Genomic DNA, 18,648 nt, shown 5'->3' on the forward strand with positions numbered 1-18,648 from the left:
AAAACCGAACACAATAAGCAGGTGGGGGTATGCGTAGCCGAATGTATGCGAGAAACCGAATATAATGTGTTAGCGCGGAGGTACTTGGGCTAAGATGTTGCTGACTAAGAGCCGTGAGGGGGAGAAGTGCCCCTGAATTCAGCGGATACAAGCCAAACGCCCGAATGAGGAGCATTAGTGCCGCTGAATCCGCGGACTGCCCCAGAAGCGGGCGGATGAGTAATGTGTGAGAGGTAGTCCACACAAGTTGTGTGGACCGCATAAGTTCCGACATCCTCCACCCGCTGGGGTAATTGATGATTGAATTAATTAGTCTTTACAGGAGTAGCTGCCAGCGCCTCCTCCAGCTCCTGCAGTCCGCAGGAGTGAACGACATCCGGCGCGAAGCGGATCGCGGTGGCCCCGGTTGAACGTTGCAGCGAGGAGAAGGCCCGGATTAGCGCAGGGAGCATGGAGTGTTCAAGCGTCTCCCCGTCCTCCCACCACCAGCGGAAGATGGTCAGGACACCGGTCTTCTTGTTCATTACCGGCTCCAGCCGACCGATGAAGCGGTCGCCGTAGAGGAGGGGGAGGACATAGTATCCGTATTCCCGTTCAAGCACAGGCTTGTAGACCTCCCAGCGGTATTGAAAGCCGAACAGCTGTAGGATCAGCTCTCTGTCCCAGAGCAGATTGTCTAGCGGAGCCAGTGCTGCTGCAAAGGAGGCCGCTCCTCCAGCATGACCGGCCCCGCCCTCATTACCAGCCTGAGGCCCTGCTGCGGACTCATCTGCACTCGTAGTATCATCTTCAAGCAATACGGCTTCAAGCTCAGGGACGTCTGCTGTGCGGATGTATAGCGGGAGCTTCAGGCCGTCCACTTGTACCTCGCGGAGCAGGTCCTTCTGCAGCAGCCGCTGCACGGATGCTGTCCGCTCCTTGCTCTTCAGGCCTGCGATGCCAAGCCAGCCGTCCCCGGACCGATTCCATTGCAGGCCGATGCTGCCGATCCGGCGCAGCACATACCAATCGTGATGCTGCTCCAGCGTCTCGTTAGGATCGCTAACGCTTAACAGTTCATGAGGCAGCAACTTGGCTGTGAAGTCGTAATAACGGCGGGTATGCACCCGGTGATGGATGGATAGCTCGCCCCAGAAGTACATGCTCTCCATTGCAGCCCGGGAGAGTCTTGCCGGAGCCCAGGACCAGTCGATCTTCTCTTTGCTCGCAAGGTCCAGTGACGAGAGCGGTCCGCGTGCATCCAGCTCTGCACGGACATGGGTAATCATGGCCGCCATGGCCTCGTTATGCTGATGCTTGGCGGCAGCTTCCCGGCGCCGCTGGAAATACGGCCAATCCTCTGTACAGTAAATCGACATGTTCTTATCCCAACCGTCAATCAGCAGTCTGTCCTTATATAACAGCTCATTGGCCATCTCGGGCACGAAGCCGGGGATTCTCGCCTGAAGCACCAGCTCGTGGTTATGTCCGGCTATGCTAAGCGGATCATACTGGATACAGCCTACATGCCGGACGAAATCATAGATGCTCTGCTTGGCGCCGGGCAATCCGTCCGAGACAAGCCGCTGATGACGCAGCAGGAACAGCCGGGCTTGCCGCTTGCTAAGACTGTAGGTTATCATCATCTTCACCTCATCCATAATATGTATTGCTCCATTATACAGAACAAATGTTCTGATATCAAGTGAAAGACACCCCTGATGCATTCCTGCGTCAGGGGTGTGCTTGTTCAAAGATAAGAATTTATATGCTCGCACTATAAATATTCTTATCTTTCTCGCTGAAACGGTACCGTTCTTTAAAAGGACGGCAAAGCCATTTCCACTTGTAATGTATGACCGGTATATGGCGGTTGCCGCCAGTGGACTTAAATTGCTGTACTAGAGCCGCTGGACTTAAGCAGGCAAACTAGATCTGTTCCAGCGATGGACGGAGTCCGGCGGCAGAAGCATGGTCCCCGGACTCCGGAGCCGGCTCGCCCGGGCCGTTCCCGGCACCTGCACCCAGCTGAAGCTGATACATGCGGAAGTATCTGCCGCCCTGTGCCATCAGCTCGTCATGGTTGCCGCGTTCGACAATCTGACCCCGGTGCAGCACCAGAATCTGGTCCGCACTGCGGATGGTGGACAGACGGTGAGCGATGATGAAGGTGGTCCGGCCTTTTTTCAGTACCTCCAGTGCCTGCTGGATAATGCTCTCGGTCTCGGTATCGATATTGGACGTTGCTTCATCCAGAATCAGGATCGCCGGATCGAAGGATAACGCTCTGGCAAAGGAGATCAGCTGCCGCTGTCCGGCAGACAGGGTGCTGCCCTTCTCAATGACCGGTTCATCGAAGCCTTGCGGCAGATGGGACAGCAGTTTATCGGCTCCTACCTCACGCAAGGCGCGTTCGACACGCTCTCTGGAGATCCGTTCATCACCCAGACTGACGTTGGAGGCAATGGTACCGGTGAAGAGGTACGGGTCCTGAAGCACGATGCCCATATGACTGCGCAGCCATTGCTTCGGCAGATCCTTGACCTTTTGCCCGTCAATCGTTATGCTTCCTTGCTGCGGATCATAGAAGCGGAACAGCAGGTTGATGATGGAGCTTTTGCCGGAGCCGGTATGGCCCACAAGGGCGACAGTCTCGCCCGGGCGTGCCTCGAAAGAGATATCGCGCAGGACGAAGTCCTTTTTATAAGCAAAGGAGACATCCTTGAATACGACATTTCCCTTGTAACGCGGCATCGATCCGTCAGTGACCGGCTCCCCAGGCTCATTCATCAGCGTGAACACGCGGCCCGCGGAGACCATTGAGCTGTCCAGATTCGCCAGCTGGTTGACCATGCCCGTAATCGGCTGGAACATCCGGCCCAGTACATCGACGAAGGCATAGAGAACGCCAAGCGATACGAAGGTTGAACCGTCCAGGCTGCCGAAGCCGAAGTACCACAGCACCAGCACGAAGGAGAGGCTGCGCAGCGAGTTCACCAGGTTGTGGGAGGTGAAGGCGTTCAGGTTGAGCATTTTGTTCTGATATTTCAGATAGTCGTCATTGAGCTGCTCGAATTCAGCACTACTCTGCTTCTGGCGGCGGAAAATCCGGATGATCGACATCCCTTGAATCGATTCATTGATAATGGCATTAATCTCACTAAGCCGCGAGCGGATGATTGTGTTGTATTTGGTAGCGATTTTGCGGTATAGCACGATCCAGAGAATAATAATCGGTACGACGAACAAACTGACCAGTCCCAGCTTCACATCGAGCAGGAAGAGGGCTACATAGACACCGGTGATATTGATGATCCCTGTAGCGAAGTTGGATAATACGGCAATGAAGAGATCCTTAACTGCTTCCGTATCGTTAGTTACCCGGGAGACTACCTTACCGGCAGGCAGATTATCGAAGAAATAGACCGGCAGGCGCTGGATATGGGCATAGACATCGGTCCGCAGCTTGCGGATGACCTGATTGGCAGACGATTGCAGCCAGTAGGTTTTACCGAACTCAGCAATAATGGAGATCACAAGGAACATGGCGTATAGAGCGACCAGCTGATAGATTCCCGGAAGCTCCGGCTTGTAAAAGGAAAACAGATCACCAGCCGACAGCTTGACGGCCGGATAGACCGTCGTCTGCTCGCCGTATTTGATCTGGAGCTTCCCGTCCGTGAAGCTGCGCTCGCCTTCAGCCTTCGGTACAGCTTCATTGATGAAGTAGAAGCTTCTGCCTGCCTGAAGCAGACGGACTTCCTGGCCCTTGGCTTCACCTGCGGCAAAACGGTCACCGCGTTTGTAATAAGTGTTGTTATATTCCGCAGCATCCTCCGGCGAGGCTGTCTGGAAGTAGGGCTTCTCAATCGCAAGCAGATGATTGTCAATCATGCTCTTGGCGATAAACGGCCCTGCCAGCTCAGCCGCTACTCCGATGGTCAGGAGCAGAAGGGCGGCGATGAAGGTCTTTTTGGCGGTCAGTGCATATTGCAGCAGACGTTTGCCTGTACTCTGTGTCAACGGTGACACCTCCTGTATGGGGTTATTCATTCGTCAGATTATTCTCAACCTGCTGGCGGTCGAACTGCTCACGGTACCAGCCGCCCAGTTCCAGCAGTTCCTGGTGTGTACCTTGTTCAGTAATATGCCCGTCTTCGAGGACAACGATCAGATCAGCATGCTCAATCGCCGAGAGGCGGTGGGTGGAGATGAGCGTGGTTTTGCCGCTGCGCTCCTCGCGGATGTTCTCGATGATCTTTGCTTCTGTCCGTGCGTCAACGGCTGACAAGGCATCATCCAGAATCAAAATATCGGGATTCGAGATGAAGGCGCGGGAGATCGAGACCCGCTGCTTCTGTCCCCCGGAGAGGGAGACGCCGCGTTCGCCAACCATCGTATCCAGCCCGTCGGACAACGTGCCGAGGTCATTCTGGAAGGCTGCGGCGGTAATCGCCTGCATGATCCGCTCATCGCTGGCCCCGGAATGTCCGAACTGGATATTCTCGCGTACCGATTTGGAGAAGAGAATCTGCTCCTGCGGCACATAGCCCATCCAGCTATGAAGCTGGTCGAGGGCGATCTGGGTGATCGGCACACCGGAGATCAGAATCTCGCCTGTGCCGGCCGGGTATTCATGCAGCAGCTGCTTCAGCAGCGTCGATTTGCCGCTGCCGGTCCGTCCGACTACGCCAAGCGTCTGGCCCTGGGAGAGGGACAAGCTGACTCCACTGAGATTATCGATGGTAGAGGTCGGATACCGGAAGGTTACATCCTTCAGCTCGATGGTGGTCGGCTGGGCTACCGGAACCGGATGAGGCACATCCTTGACATCAGGCTTCGCATTCAGCGTCTCGTCGATCCGCTCCAGCGAAGCGCCGCCGCGCTGCATGATATTAATCAGCTCGCCGATGGCGAACATAGGCCACACGATCATTCCGAGATACATATTGAACGATACCAGATCGCCCAGCGTAATCTGATTGCGGAATACGAGATAGATTCCGTAGGTCAGGGCGATGATATAACTGAGGCCCACGAACAAACGGATCGTTGGTTCGAAGAAGGCATCGACCCGGGCGACCGCCATATTTTTGCGGTACACATCATCTGTAATGTCAGAGAAGCGCTTTTCATCATGCCGCTCCTGTACATAAGCACGGATGACGCGGATGCCCGATACGGATTCCAGTACCTGGTCGTTCATATCACCGAAGGCATCCTGCGCCAGACTGTAACGGTCGTGGATCGCTTTGCCGTAGAACACCATGGCTACCGCAATCATCGGAAGCGGGATGACGGCGGCCAGTGTCAGCTTCCAGCTGACCAGGAACCCCATGGCGAACAGGACAACCGTGAGATACACGGTGGAGTCGACAAGGGTGAGCATCCCGAAGCCCACGGTGGCGGATACCGCGCGGATATCATTGGTAGCGCGGGCCATCAGATCCCCGGTGCGGTTACGCTCGAAGAAGGCGGGGGTCATCGTCATGAGATGATTCATGAAGCGCGAGCGGAGCAGACGCTCCACCAGATTCGATCCCCCGAACAGCTTGTGCATCCATATGTAGGTGATCCAATAAATGATCAGCAGCATAAGTACGATCAGGCCAATGTATTTCATGAGTGAACCTGCGGTGATAGAACCGGTGACGATTTCGTCAATGGCGTTGCCGAGCAGGCGTGGAGGCAGGAGTTCTAACACACCTACCACAATAAGAAGGATGAGGCCTATGGTATAGCGCCTTTTTTCCCGGCGGAAGAACCAGCCGAGATTTCGGAGTACGGAGAACAAGGTAAATCCCTTCCTTTCGTGCTTGGAGTAATTACTAAGTTAGCTTGTTTAACGGAACATTTACAGACACTTTGCAGCGGATCATAACCTCACAGCACGCGAAAAAGCGTACCATCCGAACACGGATGATACGCCTGTAATTGCGGTTATCATGTCCACGGTGCTATAAGCAGCACAGAGACATGTGAGAGATAAGTTAAGCCTGTTCTCATACGTTACGCGTAATACGCATGAACCTCAGGAATTCTCCACTGCTCGGGCTGCTTCGGTATTCAGTTGGGTATAGTTTTCTACAATAGTGGCGAGGTATACCATATCCATGTTAAACACCGAGATCACCCTTTCTTCATTTTGGTAATTACTTGAAGACGTTTCGTTATGTTCAGAGTTTATCATCACACTTTAAGAATTGTCAAATTTAATTTTGCGGCGCGGCAGGATATCTGGCAGGAGTGCTGCAGTGATTTGGTGAATTGAAGTTTTTTGGGTATGATTGGGGTAGAGGGGAGGAGTGGAGAGATGAACATATTAATTAGTCCGGAAGCAGCCGCCTGGTTCAAAAGAGAACTGAGCCTCCAGGAGGGTGCATATATCCGGTTGTTTCCCCGGTACAGCTCAGGCGGAGGCCTGCATCCAGGCTTCTCGCTGGGCATTGCCACCGAGCTGCCTGGACGTCCTGCTGTGCAGTTCAGGGAAGGCGGCTTGACCTTCTATATGGAAGAGCAGGACCTGTGGTATATGGAGGGGTACAATCTGTCTATTGTCTATTCGCAGGCGGACGATGACATCGAATACAAGTATGAGCCTGTGCCGGTGGCATAAGGGGAGAGCTGGAGCGAATGGCAGATCCCGGCACTGCCGGGAATGCTGAACAAGCCCTTGCCGTCAGGCAAGGGCTTGTTCCACAATATAAGAATTTATAGGTTTCACACGATAACTTATCCTTCTATTTCTCGCTGAAACGGTACCGTCCTTTAAAAGGACGGCCAAGCCGTTTCCACTTGTACGCACCAGGAAAGCGAAGCTGCCCGCCGCTCAGGTGACGCGATCAGTGCGAGCTGCGGAAGGTTTCTTCCTCCATGGCGAACTCGAAATCATCAATGTCATAGACCTGGACGGGAACTCCGCCTTCGATGATGCGCTGGATCAGCTCGAACTGGTCGGTCAGAATTGGCACCTTCTCACGCTGGGACGCCAGCAGCAGTTCTGTCTCAATCGGATCGAATGCTTCTCCGTAGGAGGCATTGTCAACGCTGTTGATAATGGTGATCTGCGCGTGTCCGCCGAGGAGGATACCGGAGCTTTTGGCCCAGGGGACGTTCAGGCAGCGGTTGATCTTCTTGGCATTGAGCGGCTCCTCGAAATAGTTGATCAGCTCGCGGATTCTGAGTCTGACATGCTTGTCATCATCCGCCTGGCTCATCACCGGCTCATCGCTGTCCCGCAGCTCGTAAAGCTCCATAATTGTGGTATAAGGGACTATATATTCTACAGGGCTCCGCGGGATGAGAAGCTGGCCGTAAATCGCCATCATGACGGCTTCCGTCACAAATTGTCTGGGCATCATTATCCTCCTGAATTTCGGTACTGCAACCGTAACTGTTTAAAAATAATAAAACACTGCAGCGCGCAAATGTCAACTGCACCCTGATGAAGAATGAATTGGAAAGGACCTGACACGCTGTGAAACCTTGGAAATCTTATTATACCTTTGTTCGGCCGTATATGAAATGGATTGTGCTCACTCTGATCATCGGGATGGTCAAATTCAGCATTCCGCTGACGCTGCCGATGATTCTGAAATATGTAGTCGATGAGCTATTGGGCAATCCGGCACTGACGATAGCGGAGCGGGTCTCGAAGCTGATGACGGTGATATGCGGGGGCTTGATTCTGTTCGTGATTGTCCGCGGGCCGGTGGAGTATTACCGTCAGTATTTCGCTCAGCTGATTACGAGCAAGGTCCTCTTCGATATGCGAAATAAGCTCTACGGGCATCTGCAGCGGCTGTCGCTGCGTTATTACCAGAATACGAAGGTGGGAGAGGCCATCTCCCGGTTCATCAACGATGTGGAGCAGTCGAAGAATCTCGTTGAGGTCGGAATGATGAATGTCTGGCTGGATATGTTCACCCTGCTCTTCGCCCTGGGCTTCATGCTCTATCTGAATCCGGTGCTGACGCTGGTGGCGATTGCGATTTTGCCGCTGTATGGCATTGCCGTCAATACGCTGTACAAGCGTCTCAAGGTACTGACCAAAGACCGGTCGCAGGCACTTGCCGTCATTCAGGGCTATCTGCATGAACGGATTCAGGGGATTGCCGTCATCCGCAGCTTCACGATGGAGCGGGTAGACCTGCAGCAGTTCGAGGAGATCAACGGCAAGTTCCTGCAAAAAGCGCTGGCGCAAACGCGGTGGAATGCCTTCACCTTCGCGATTATTAACACCCTGACTGATATTGCTCCGCTGCTTGTCATTGGATATGGGGGATACCAGGTGATCCAAGGCAATCTGACGCTCGGAACCTTCGTGGCCTTCTTCGGTTACCTGGACCGGATGTATGCGCCGCTGCGCCGGCTGATCAATTCCTCGACGGTACTGACCCAGGCATCGGCTTCGCTGGAACGTGTGCTGGAGCTGCTGAATGAGCCGTATGATATTGTTGATGCTCCGGGCGCGAAGCCGCTGCTGAAGGCAGCAGGGAAGATTGAATTCAACAATGTGTGGTTTAAGTATAGCGACGAGCACGAGTGGGTGCTGCGGGACATTAATCTGAGCATCGCTCCGGGCCAGACGGTGGCTTTTGTCGGGATGAGCGGGGGCGGAAAATCCTCGCTGATCAGCCTGATTCCCCGCTTCTACGACATCAGCGAAGGCAGTCTGCGCATGGACGGACACGATATCCGCACGCTGACCCAGGAGAGTCTGAGGCGGACGGTGGGCATGGTGCTGCAGGATAATTTCCTGTTCAGCGGCTCGGTACGCGACAATATCAGGTTCGGGAACCCGGAAGCGGGGGAAGAGGAGGTCATGAAGGCGGCGGTGTCCGCGAATGCCCACGACTTCATCATGCAGCTGCCGGAAGGTTATGATACCGAGGTGGGGGAGCGGGGTGTGAAGCTGTCCGGCGGACAAAAGCAGCGCGTGGCGATTGCACGGGTGTTCCTGAAAGACCCCAAGGTGCTGATTCTGGACGAAGCGACCTCCGCGCTGGATCTGGAGTCCGAGCATCTGATCCAGCAGGCATTGCAGTCCCTCGCATCCGAGCGGACAACGTTGATTGTGGCCCACAGGCTGTCCACGATTACCCATGCCGACCAGATTATCGTACTGGAGAACGGCGGGATCACCGAACGCGGCACCCACGAGGAGCTGATGGGCCTTGCGGGGAGCTACGCCCGGCTGTTCAACGTTCAACGGCTGGATGCTTAGTGCGGCTAATACTATTCGTATTTGAATAAAACAGGCTGCAGTTCCACCCGCGTAGGTGGACTTGCAGCCTGTTTCGTCTTACCTTGGTCTTAAGGTGGATCTGAGCTTACATCCGGCCAATCAGCAGCGACAGGATGCCGGCGGCAATCAGCGGTCCCACGGGAACGCCTTTGAACAGAGCCACCCCAAGGACAGTTCCGATGAGAAGCCCGGCGACGATGGTCGGCTGGCTGCCCATGAGCACGGCTCCGCGTCCGCCCAGGTAAGCGACCAGGACTCCAACTCCGATGGCGGCCAGGGATTTCCAGTGCAGGAATGACTGTCCGACGGTCTGGAGGGAGATCTTCCCGCTGGCCAGCGGCGTCATAACCCCGATGGTCAGGATGATAATGCCGACGGTCAGCCCGTATTTCTCCAGCCAGGGAAAAGCCTGCTGAAGTCCCAGCACACGGATCAACAGCAGCACGACCATAGCGATGGTTATCGGTGAGTTACTGCTGATGACACCTAGCGCTGCCAGACCCAGCAGCAATAACGAGGTTATATCCATAGCTTGGATACACTCCTTCTCTTAAGTAAGCCTTGTTCTCACAATATGATCGGCAATCAGCTTGCCGTGCCCACGCCCGCTCTCGATGAATACCTCGTTGGCATTCCGTCCGGAAGCGATAACCCCGGCGACATAGATGCCCGGAATATTGCTCTCCATTGTAGCGGGGTTAAAGGCTGGTTTATCCATAGAGTCATCCATCTGCACCCCGGCAGAGGTGAGCAGGGCTCTGCTGGGACGGAAGCCGGTCATCGCCAGCACGAAGTCATTATCCAGCTCGGTAGGTTCCCCGTTCACAGAGGAGGTTACCAGGACCGAGGCCGGGGTGATCTCCGTGACGCGCGATTCCAGATGCAGCGTTATGCTCCCCTTTTGCACCATACTCTCGAAGATCGGACGCACCCAAGGCTTGATATTGTCCGAGATACTGCTTCCCCGGTAGACCATATCCACCTTGGCGCCTACCCGCAGCAGCTCCAGCGCAGCGTCCACCGCTGAATTACTGCCCCCGATTACAGCCACCTTCATGCCGGAATAAGGATGTGCCTCACCAAAATAATGCGTGACCTTCGGCAGCTCCTCCCCGGGAATCCCGATCAGGTTAGGCTGATCGAAGTAACCGGTAGAGATGACTACGTTCGCTGCTCTGCGCTCCTGCTCCTCGCCGCGCTTATTGACCGTATGTACAACGAAGCTGCCATCCTCCTGCGGCAGAACGGATAGCGCTTCTTCATAAGCGGCAATCTCAAGCTGATGCTGCGCAGCGGCGCGACGGTAGTAGACAAGCGCCTCATGGCGGTAGGGCTTGTCGTTCGGAGAGGTGAAGGGCACATCTCCAATCTCAAGCAGCGGGGTGGTGCTGAAGAACTGCATGTTGGTCGGGTACAGGTAGATGGAATGGACAATGAAGTTCTTTTCCACAATCAGGCTGGAAAGCCCTTGGCGCTGGCATTCGATGGCTGCAGACAGTCCGCAGGGACCGGCGCCGATAATAATAACGTCTAGCATAATATCTATGTCCTCCTAAGGTAGTATTCTATTCAGTAAATGGTACCTTATATTTTTGTTTTTTGCCATGGCCGGTGAATTCCGCAAATTGGGGATTGATCAGATGACAAGATGGGTATATAATTAGATATATATCTAAAGTATAAGTTGGCAGGTCCCTCAGACTGCCTTACGAATATCCGTAGGAGCGTGATCCCGCTTGCAGTTAGACAAAATTGTCGCCTATCACAAAGCCTTATCCGATCCCACCCGGCTGCGTATTCTTCTGCTCTTGTCCCGGGGCGAGGTTCACGGTCATGCCTTAGCCGAGAAGCTGAATCTGTCACAGCCTACAGTGACCCATCATGCAGCCAAGCTGCGTGAAGCCGCGCTGATTCTGGAGCGCAGAGACAAGAATACCGTATATTTTAAGCTGAATCCCGAGTTTATCCAGGCAGGCTCCGAGGCCTCGCTCAAATTTATTTTTGCAAAGGGGGTGGAGGAGATGGAAGAAGAGTCGCCTGAACACAGTCTGAAGGAGTCAGTGCTCCGTAATTTTTTTGCCAAAGACGGACGACTGCGCCAGATTCCCGCGCAATACAAGAAGAAATTAATCGCTTTGCAATATATGGTGGAGAAGCTCGAACCGGGTGTGGTCTATTCGGAGAAAGAGATTAACGAGTTCATTAAGCCTTTCTATGATGATTATGCCACAATCCGCCGCGAGTTCATTATGCACCAATTCATGTACCGGGAGAATGAGCGATACGAGCTCAACCCGCCCGAACTCTGGACTCACTGGGAAAATGTCAAATAATGATCTAATAAATGGGGATTTTTTATGACAAGTGCGAAACTGCTGATTAATTGTTCAAATAACGAATAAAATGGTATTGTAAGCGTTATCTGACATATGCTTCGAAAGGAGACCTTCAGTATGATATTCAAACGTGCCAAAAAAAACTTGCCACCCAATCATCCAACCGTTACCTTGCCGCAGATCAAGCAGGCTGTAAGGCAATTTGAAGAAGATATGCCCGCTCCCATTAACCGTACTGCTCTGATCCAGGAAGATAAGAGTATTGACCTGAACCGGCTCAAACGATATTTAGGCGGAGTTCCGCAGCAGAAATTCTATATGTCCAGCGAGACCTTTGAGATTTTTGAAGAATCTGACAAGCTGGTGCCGTACTACCTCGACATGGTTCAATCGGCGGTAGACAATTATATCAGTGACACCGGCAAGCTGCCGCTGCTCGAAGACGCCTGGCTCCCTGAGGTTCATTACCGGCTGCTGTCCACCGAGCGTTATCTGAAGGAGACCCCGCCGTTCCCGCTCTATATTACCGACGAGGAAATGATGCTGACGCACCGGGCAGAGCATTTTGAATCCTGAAAGCTAAGGCACCTGATCCCCCTATACAGGCCATTCTGACGAAGGAGACGTTGTCCTTCCGGACGGAATGGTCTTTATTTTGCGCCACGGGGCGTAGTACAATAAGCATCTGGTGTTTTATCGCAGAATTGGACGACAGAAGGGGAGCGTATACATGAGAGAGGTACAAGCTTTGCTGTTTGATCTGGACAACACCCTGATGGACCGGGATCAGACCTTCCGCAGCTTCAGCACGAAGTTTGTGCAGGATCACCTGGGACATCTTAGCGAAGAGCAGGCCGTGCAGGTGGTGGAGGATATGATTATCAGGGATGCTGACGGATACCGGGATAAGGATGGGTTCTTCGCGGAACTGAGCGAGGTTCTTCCTTGGGAGAAGGTGTTGACCGCTGCGGACATCCGGGCCTATTATGACGAGACCTATATCCGCCACGGGGCGATGATGAAGCATGCGGTGGAGACGCTGGAGTATTGCCGGGAACGCGGATATCCGCTGGGCCTGGTCACGAACGGCGGCACAGATATTCAATATGGCAAAATCGATCTGCTCGGACTCCGCGGCTACTTCCGCACGATTGTCATTTCGGGCGAAGCCGGGATCAGCAAGCCTGATCCTGCGATCTACCGCTTAGCCCTGGAACGCCTGGGTTCCACGGCGGAGCAGACTGTATTCATCGGGGATCACCCCGTGAATGATATCTGGGGGGCGGCGCAGAGCGGGATGGATACAATCTGGCTGAAACGCAATCACCCTTGGGATGAATCGCTGAACGTGAAGCCGTTCGCGGTCATTCAGGAGCTGGAGGAGCTCCGGGGTATTATTTAAGCAAGTTAGGCCCACTGTTGACAAACGGTATCCGGGCCGTATATTATTACAGCATATTATTTCGGAAGGAGACGATGTCAAATGGCAGTTTATACTAGCGGTTCAGGATTGGTTGCTACTGTTGTGGATACGTGTCTTCCGGGAAATGCGGCTGTGGAGTAATTATTAATCCCAGCTTCACAAGCAAGCTCTATGATGCCTTCTGGAGCCGCCGGGAACCGTATCGGTTCCGGCGGCTTTTTTGCGTGTGCAGGTCTGCTGCATCACGCCCGAAATAGCGGTGTTTGCTCCTTCTCACGAAGAGAGTAGCTTCCGCTATTCTGGAATGACTCTGCCCAGCGGCGGTCCTTTGCTGTACTACAGCATAGGCCGGACCGCTGCAGGTCTGCCATTGCCGCCGGAACCTTTGGGTTCCGGCGGTTTTTTTGTATGCGGCGTGAGGAGCCAATGCTGCCCGGAGATACATGGACGATGTGTTAAGCGGAGGTATGATAATAACCCATTCAGGAGGAAATACATGAATATCGATATCAAGCTTGAACAGTACGGATGGAATGAAGAATGGAACAGAAAATGGACAGATAAGCTGCGGCTGCTGGACGACAGGGAGTATGCGCCGGGCCGGATTGCCGGAGATTTCGGCAGTAAATACAGAGTAATTACCACAGCAGGTGAAATATGGGGTGAGCTGTCAGGCAAGTTCCGGCATTCGCTGAGCGGGTCCGGCGAGTATCCGGCGGTAGGCGACTGGGTGGTCCTGGCGATGCAGGATGGAGGAGCGCATGCAGTAATTCATGGCGTGCTTCCCCGTCACAGCGTCATCTCGCGTAAGGTGGCGGGCCCGACTCAGGAGGAGCAGATTGTGGCTTCCAATGTGGATACCCTATTCCTGGTCAGTGCACTGAATGATGATTTCAATGTGCGGCGGATGGAGCGTTATCTGATTATGGCCTGGAACAGCGGAGCGAGTCCCGTCATTCTATTGACCAAGGCAGATCTGTGCACCGAGCCGGAGCGGAAAATGGCCGAAATGCAGCAGGCGGCTCCCGGTGTCCCGGTCCATGTAGTCAGCGCCTTGCTGGGTGACGGACGGGAGGAGCTTCAGCCCTACATCGGCTGCGGCCAGACGGTCGCTCTGACCGGTTCGTCCGGCTGCGGCAAATCGACGATGGTCAACTGGCTCAGCGGCCGCAATCTGCAGCTCACCCAGGATGTGCGGGAAGGGGACAGCCGCGGACGTCATACGACTACACACCGCGAGCTGTTCATCCTCCCGGATGGCGGAATCATCGTCGATACGCCTGGAATGCGCGAGCTGCAATTATGGGAGGATGACGGCGGGCTGGACCTGGCGTTCGGTGAGATCAGTACACTTGCGGCGGAATGCCGCTTCAGTGATTGCACTCATACACGGGAGGAAGGCTGCGCCGTGCTTGAGGCGGCTGCGAGTGGTGTGCTGGACGGGAAGCGGCTGCAGAATTACCACAAGACGCAGAAGGAGCTGCAATTCCAGAACAGCAAGGAAGCGCGGCAGAAGCGCAAGACAGCCGCCGCCTCTACCAAAAGCACTCCGCCCCGTGCCAAGGCGGGCAGCTGGCAGCGGGTGCTGGACGAATATTGAGCGGCGCTGAAATCCCAAGGCGTTGTAGAAGCATAGAAGCGAGCATGGGAATAGGGATGAAAGTTTGCATGACGGATTAAACTTGCTGGATGTTGAGCATTGTGTAAGCAGGAGCTACGTCATCCCGGAGAGTAGTTGAAAAACGTATCTTAATTTGGTGACTTAAGAGCATTTTGGGAAATTAGGTGGATAAACGTCACTTGTTACCCCGCTAATACATCAATTGGGAAGGGTTGGAGGAGATTAAGTGCCTTTTTTCCAACTGCTCTCTAGATTGAGGCCTCCTGTTCGATAGCAAGTGGAGAAAATCCACCTGCTTCAGCAACTGTTATAGCAGTGGCATCTGGCCCTTTCCCAAAAGTAGATGTTCTAATGAGGAGCCAAGTTCTCGATTTTCTAAAAGCTTCAAACATTAAATAAAGAGCTGTCCCAAGTTTGGGACAGCCCCCTTCGTATGCTGGATCATATAATAGCAGATTAGAACGATGCTGCTGCTGTCTTGGCCAGTTGCAGACCGGAAGCGATAATGTCAGCGGATTTGTCCGGGTTCTGGTTGTGTCCTTCGATGATTACCTGTGTAGTTTCTTTGAAGCCCCAGAAGTTCAGGTTGCCCATGATGAAGTTAACAGCCATTTCAGCGCTTGCGGCCGGGCCTTCGGAGTACACGCCGCCTCTGGCGTTCAGAACAGCTGCTTTTTTACCAGTCAGTAATCCTACTGGACCTTCAGCAGTATACTTGAAGGTAGTTCCAGCCTGGTTCAAGTAATCGATATAAGTGTGCAGTACAGCCGGAACGGTCATGTTCCAGAGCGGGAAGGCGAATACTACTTTGTCAGCGGCCAGGAACTGGTCCAGATATTTCTTCACAAGTGCTGCGCCTGCTGCTTCTTCAGGAGTAGCTTCGAAGCCTTGAGCGGCTTTGTATACACCAGTGATCAGAGTGTTATCGTAGTAAGGAAGCTGTTCAGCGAACAGGTCGAGTTCAGTGATCTGGTCCTGAGGATGAGTCTCCTTGTAGCTGGACAGGAATTCGTTGTAGAGCTGAACACTTACGGATTGCTCGGCAGGGCGGTTATTAGCTTTGATAAACAGTACATTCGACATTATGATTTCTCCTTAGATATCTATTTAATATTAACTATCGATAATATAGCATTTAATTTTTAGTTTGTAAATATCCGTCGGATAAAATTTTTATTCTGCCTACAGAAGCTGCTATCCTTCGCAAATGTACCATATCTTCTATAACAGCGTTCTGATTCGTTTTGAACGGTCTATATGTAGTATTCCTAATTTCGCAAGCGGTGCAGGCGCAGTCAGGGACAAGTTTAAGGAATCAGCGGCCCGGTTATATAGGTGATATAAGGAGAAGAGGAAATGATTCCCTCTCCAGATCACGGGACTAAGCCCCCCATTTAAAGGAGCGATTGACATGTCCATCGACCGTTTCATCCTGAAGAAACTGGACAGCTGTCACGAAGAGCATACCCGGCGTAACCTGGTGAAGTTGTTCAAATTGCGAATTAAAAAGGCGGAGAAAGAGGAGAACCGGAACCTCCGGATTGGATGACTGCCGGTATAATGTTGAGTGTTAAGCCCCTGTAACCCATAGACTAAGCGCATCCCTCATTTGCGGGCATGTGCTTTTTTATTTTATTAGGAAAATACTGTCTTAGCTGTGGGCCTAATGTAGGCGATTTTCACTTGTTGTTGTTTATCCATATATGTATACCGGCAAAAAAATATCCCTCTGTTTAATAGAGGGATAAGGCCAATGAATCATTTTCACTGTAACTGTGCAATATAGCTTCTGAGCCTTTAATTTCGATACTGATCAGGGAATTCAAACAGGTCTGCAAGGCATTTTTGCCTTTTTGAATTTTGAGTTCAAGGGTGCTGTTTAGCAGTCGAAGTACTTTTTGGGTCGGCTGTTTGTTTTCTGTTGTGAAATATACAGGGACAAGCTTGTTTTGAAATGTGATGAGCATTCTCATTTTGAAAACCACCTCGCTAAAAGTATTTCATGGTATTGATCTTACCCTGTGTTTCTTAATTTTACCTTAAAATTAGCTTATGATAACATAAAGATTGCAAGTTTTATAGTTTTGCTGTTTTTTTGAAAGCCACTCATTTACAGTAATACTTACATGTATGCTACAGAGGAAGGGATAAAGAATGTGAATAAGCAAGATTGTATCTGTCTGGCACAGTATCTGTTCCCGGGTGAGACCCAGCGTAGAGTGGTGGCAGAGCTCCTGCACACAGCCGCTGGCTCCAAGCGGATATGCAGAATGAAATTCAATGAGCGTGAATATGCGCAGGATGTATGCCTGCAAGTACATAAGGATAAGATCCTCCTGACAGGATTAACGGAAGAGGACGATTTCAGATGCGAGCTAAAGGAGCCGGCAGAGAGAAAGCGCGCCTGCTATTACCTGTTCAATTGCTTCGAGCGTGCGCAGCCCCGGAACTATTCTGCTCCAGCGGTATTCCTGTCCAGACGGAGTTATGAGGAGATTCATAAGAAGGCCGGAACGTGGAACCTCTGTGTGCTGGCGGCTTCACTGGAAGCGGAGACAGGTGATCCTGATAGCTCTGTGGAATTGGCTAAAGTACTTAAGAACCGGACAGCGTCCGGTGAACTGCGGTTATGTGCGAGGAATGATGAGGGCTGGACCCTCCAGCAGATCTCTTACATTGAAGCTTCTTCGGGCGGATGGCTTCTACGCAGCAGCGGTGAACAGGATGACGGTTATATCATTGCGTTCCCGCTGACCCGGGCGGAGCTATGCCATGCTTTTGGAGAATGGCTGCTCTATTAAGATTGTTCTTGCAAAATAGCCGCGCCGGAAGCACCGCCCCACTCTGACGAGTCCGGCTCGCTGGTCTGGTACAGCGTGAATACGGCACTGCGATCGTTCATAATGTGGGCGGGGTTAATGCACCGAATAAAATGTAAGCGTTTTATATATTGTGCTTTAACCTTTCCATAGACTCCCGCATATGCATAGAGCAAGGGCGAAAGACCCGGGAGGAAAGGAGTGGAGAGGATGAAAGGGTTCAAAAGATTGTCATTGCCGTTCTTGTTGATACTTGTGCTCGGCTCTGTTCTTGCAGGCTGTGGCAGTAAATCCGGTGATGTCAAGGTGAAGATCGGCGAAGTTACCCGTTCCGTGTTCTATGCGCCTGAATATGTGGCTTTATCGCAGGGCTTTTTCAAGAATGAAGGGTTGGATGTGGAGCTGCAGACGATACCTGGCGGAGATAAAACGATGACTGCCCTGCTATCAGGAGCCATCGATGTGGCGCTGGTCGGTTCGGAGACCTCAATTTACGTGTACCAGCAGGGGGCGGAAGATCCTGTAATCAATTTTGCCCAGCTTACGCAGCGGGATGGAACCTTTTTGTTCGCGCGTACACCGGACAGCCATTTTACATGGGACAAAGTGAAGGGCTCGACCTTCCTGGGGCAAAGGCAAGGGGGCATGCCGCAGATGGCGGGCGCATTCACGCTGCGCAGCAAGGGGATTGATGCTGGGAAGGATCTGACGCTGATCCAGAACATTGATTTTGCCAATATTGCCGGCGCGTTTGCTTCAGGGACCGGAGATTATGTGCAGCTGTTCGAGCCTCAGGCATCGATCTTCGAGCGTGAAGGCCGGGGCCAGGTGGTCGCTTCCTTCGGGGTAGAGAGCGGTTATCTGCCGTATACGGTATTCATGTCCAAGCAGAGCTACATGACTAAGAATCAGGATACGGTGCAGAAATTCACCAATGCGGTCCAGCGTGCCCAGTTATGGGTGAAGGCTCATAATCCTGAGGAGATTGCTGACGCGGTTATGCCTTATTTTGAAAAGATTGACCGGGGCATTGTGGTCTCTGCCATCGGCCGTTATAAAGAACAGGATACCTATGCGGTGAATCCGGTAATTGATGACACGGAATGGAATAATCTGCTGGATGTCATTGACCATGCCGGTGAGCTGAAGGAACGAATCCCTGCCGCTAAAATTGTTAATAACAGCTTTGCAGAGCAGGCAGAGAGCACCATTAAGGAGTGAGG

At 52.7% G+C, this 18,648-nt stretch carries 17 protein-coding genes; 9 read left to right on the forward strand and 8 right to left on the reverse strand.

All coding sequences use genetic code 11. From position 1 onward, the window contains the following. Window positions 1-305: 305 nt before the first annotated feature. The 3 genes from MKX42_RS15675 to MKX42_RS15685 form a co-directional block, all read right to left on the reverse strand. Entirely contained in the window at window positions 306-1,640 is a 1,335-nt protein-coding gene (locus tag MKX42_RS15675) for a winged helix DNA-binding domain-containing protein (RefSeq protein WP_340753293.1), read from the reverse strand. A gap of 268 nt (window positions 1,641-1,908) precedes the next feature. Next, window positions 1,909-4,002: an ABC transporter ATP-binding protein gene (locus MKX42_RS15680; protein WP_340753294.1), complete on the reverse strand. Its 2,094-nt coding sequence runs from the start codon at window positions 4,000-4,002 to the stop codon at window positions 1,909-1,911. Window positions 4,003-4,024: 22 nt separating this feature from the next. Beyond that, window positions 4,025-5,773 carry an ABC transporter ATP-binding protein gene (locus tag MKX42_RS15685; RefSeq protein WP_340753295.1) on the reverse strand — a complete coding sequence of 583 codons (1,749 nt, stop codon included), beginning with the start codon at window positions 5,771-5,773 and terminating at the stop codon, window positions 4,025-4,027. Window positions 5,774-6,292: 519 nt separating this feature from the next. Here MKX42_RS15685 and MKX42_RS15690 point away from each other — a divergent pair. Continuing rightward, entirely contained in the window at window positions 6,293-6,595 is a 303-nt protein-coding gene (locus tag MKX42_RS15690; protein ID WP_340753296.1) for a HesB/YadR/YfhF family protein, read from the forward strand. 226 nt (window positions 6,596-6,821) lie between these two features. On the opposite strand, the gene MKX42_RS15695 is transcribed toward MKX42_RS15690, so the two are convergent. Further along, on the reverse strand, window positions 6,822-7,337 hold the full coding sequence (locus MKX42_RS15695) for an ADP-heptose synthase (RefSeq protein WP_076085194.1): 516 nt from the start codon (window positions 7,335-7,337) through the stop codon (window positions 6,822-6,824). A 119-nt stretch (window positions 7,338-7,456) separates the two neighbouring features. Here MKX42_RS15695 and MKX42_RS15700 point away from each other — a divergent pair, with 119 nt between their 5' ends. Next, the gene (locus MKX42_RS15700) at window positions 7,457-9,205 is read left to right on the forward strand and encodes an ABC transporter ATP-binding protein (protein ID WP_340753297.1); all 1,749 of its coding nucleotides are present in this window, start codon (window positions 7,457-7,459) and stop codon (window positions 9,203-9,205) included. Window positions 9,206-9,311: 106 nt separating this feature from the next. Here the strand turns inward: MKX42_RS15700 and MKX42_RS15705 are convergent, their stop codons facing one another. Both MKX42_RS15705 and MKX42_RS15710 read right to left on the reverse strand, forming a co-directional pair. Further along, window positions 9,312-9,755, reverse strand: a complete 444-nt coding sequence (locus tag MKX42_RS15705; protein WP_340753298.1) for a DUF441 domain-containing protein — start codon at window positions 9,753-9,755, stop codon at window positions 9,312-9,314. A 21-nt stretch (window positions 9,756-9,776) separates the two neighbouring features. After that, window positions 9,777-10,763 (reverse strand): YpdA family putative bacillithiol disulfide reductase, encoded by a 987-nt coding sequence (locus MKX42_RS15710; protein ID WP_340753299.1) that lies wholly within the window; start codon window positions 10,761-10,763, stop codon window positions 9,777-9,779. A 199-nt stretch (window positions 10,764-10,962) separates the two neighbouring features. On the opposite strand from MKX42_RS15710, the gene MKX42_RS15715 reads away from it, so the two are divergent. The 4 genes from MKX42_RS15715 (at window position 10,963) to rsgA (ending at window position 14,585) form a co-directional block, all read left to right on the forward strand. Then, window positions 10,963-11,559: a DUF2087 domain-containing protein gene (locus MKX42_RS15715; protein ID WP_340753300.1), complete on the forward strand. Its 597-nt coding sequence runs from the start codon at window positions 10,963-10,965 to the stop codon at window positions 11,557-11,559. 120 nt (window positions 11,560-11,679) lie between these two features. Further along, entirely contained in the window at window positions 11,680-12,138 is a 459-nt protein-coding gene (locus tag MKX42_RS15720) for a DUF3939 domain-containing protein (RefSeq protein WP_340753301.1), read from the forward strand. A 154-nt stretch (window positions 12,139-12,292) separates the two neighbouring features. Beyond that, on the forward strand, window positions 12,293-12,964 hold the full coding sequence (locus tag MKX42_RS15725; protein WP_340753302.1) for an HAD family hydrolase: 672 nt from the start codon (window positions 12,293-12,295) through the stop codon (window positions 12,962-12,964). A 529-nt stretch (window positions 12,965-13,493) separates the two neighbouring features. After that, window positions 13,494-14,585 (forward strand): ribosome small subunit-dependent GTPase A, encoded by a 1,092-nt coding sequence (rsgA, locus tag MKX42_RS15730; RefSeq protein ID WP_445669377.1) that lies wholly within the window; start codon window positions 13,494-13,496, stop codon window positions 14,583-14,585. Between the two features lie 477 nt (window positions 14,586-15,062). Here the strand turns inward: rsgA and MKX42_RS15735 are convergent, their stop codons facing one another. Next, window positions 15,063-15,689, reverse strand: coding sequence for an FMN-dependent NADH-azoreductase (locus MKX42_RS15735; RefSeq protein ID WP_036699056.1), 627 nt, complete (start codon window positions 15,687-15,689; stop codon window positions 15,063-15,065). Window positions 15,690-16,017: 328 nt separating this feature from the next. Between MKX42_RS15735 and MKX42_RS15740 the strand changes: the two genes are divergently transcribed. After that, window positions 16,018-16,155 (forward strand): hypothetical protein, encoded by a 138-nt coding sequence (locus MKX42_RS15740; protein WP_179090468.1) that lies wholly within the window; start codon window positions 16,018-16,020, stop codon window positions 16,153-16,155. A gap of 184 nt (window positions 16,156-16,339) precedes the next feature. Here the strand turns inward: MKX42_RS15740 and MKX42_RS15745 are convergent, their stop codons facing one another. After that, window positions 16,340-16,579: a hypothetical protein gene (locus MKX42_RS15745; RefSeq protein ID WP_036699054.1), complete on the reverse strand. Its 240-nt coding sequence runs from the start codon at window positions 16,577-16,579 to the stop codon at window positions 16,340-16,342. Window positions 16,580-16,762: 183 nt separating this feature from the next. Between MKX42_RS15745 and MKX42_RS15750 the strand changes: the two genes are divergently transcribed. Together MKX42_RS15750 and MKX42_RS15755 are read left to right on the forward strand one after the other, a co-directional pair. Next, on the forward strand, window positions 16,763-17,407 hold the full coding sequence (locus tag MKX42_RS15750; RefSeq protein WP_340753304.1) for a hypothetical protein: 645 nt from the start codon (window positions 16,763-16,765) through the stop codon (window positions 17,405-17,407). A gap of 228 nt (window positions 17,408-17,635) precedes the next feature. Continuing rightward, the gene (locus MKX42_RS15755) at window positions 17,636-18,646 is read left to right on the forward strand and encodes an ABC transporter substrate-binding protein (protein WP_340753305.1); all 1,011 of its coding nucleotides are present in this window, start codon (window positions 17,636-17,638) and stop codon (window positions 18,644-18,646) included. Window positions 18,647-18,648: the final 2 nt, after the last annotated feature.

Source organism: Paenibacillus sp. FSL R7-0204 (assembly GCF_038002225.1).
In the GTDB taxonomy this organism is placed as follows: Bacteria; Bacillota; Bacilli; order Paenibacillales; family Paenibacillaceae; genus Paenibacillus_AQ.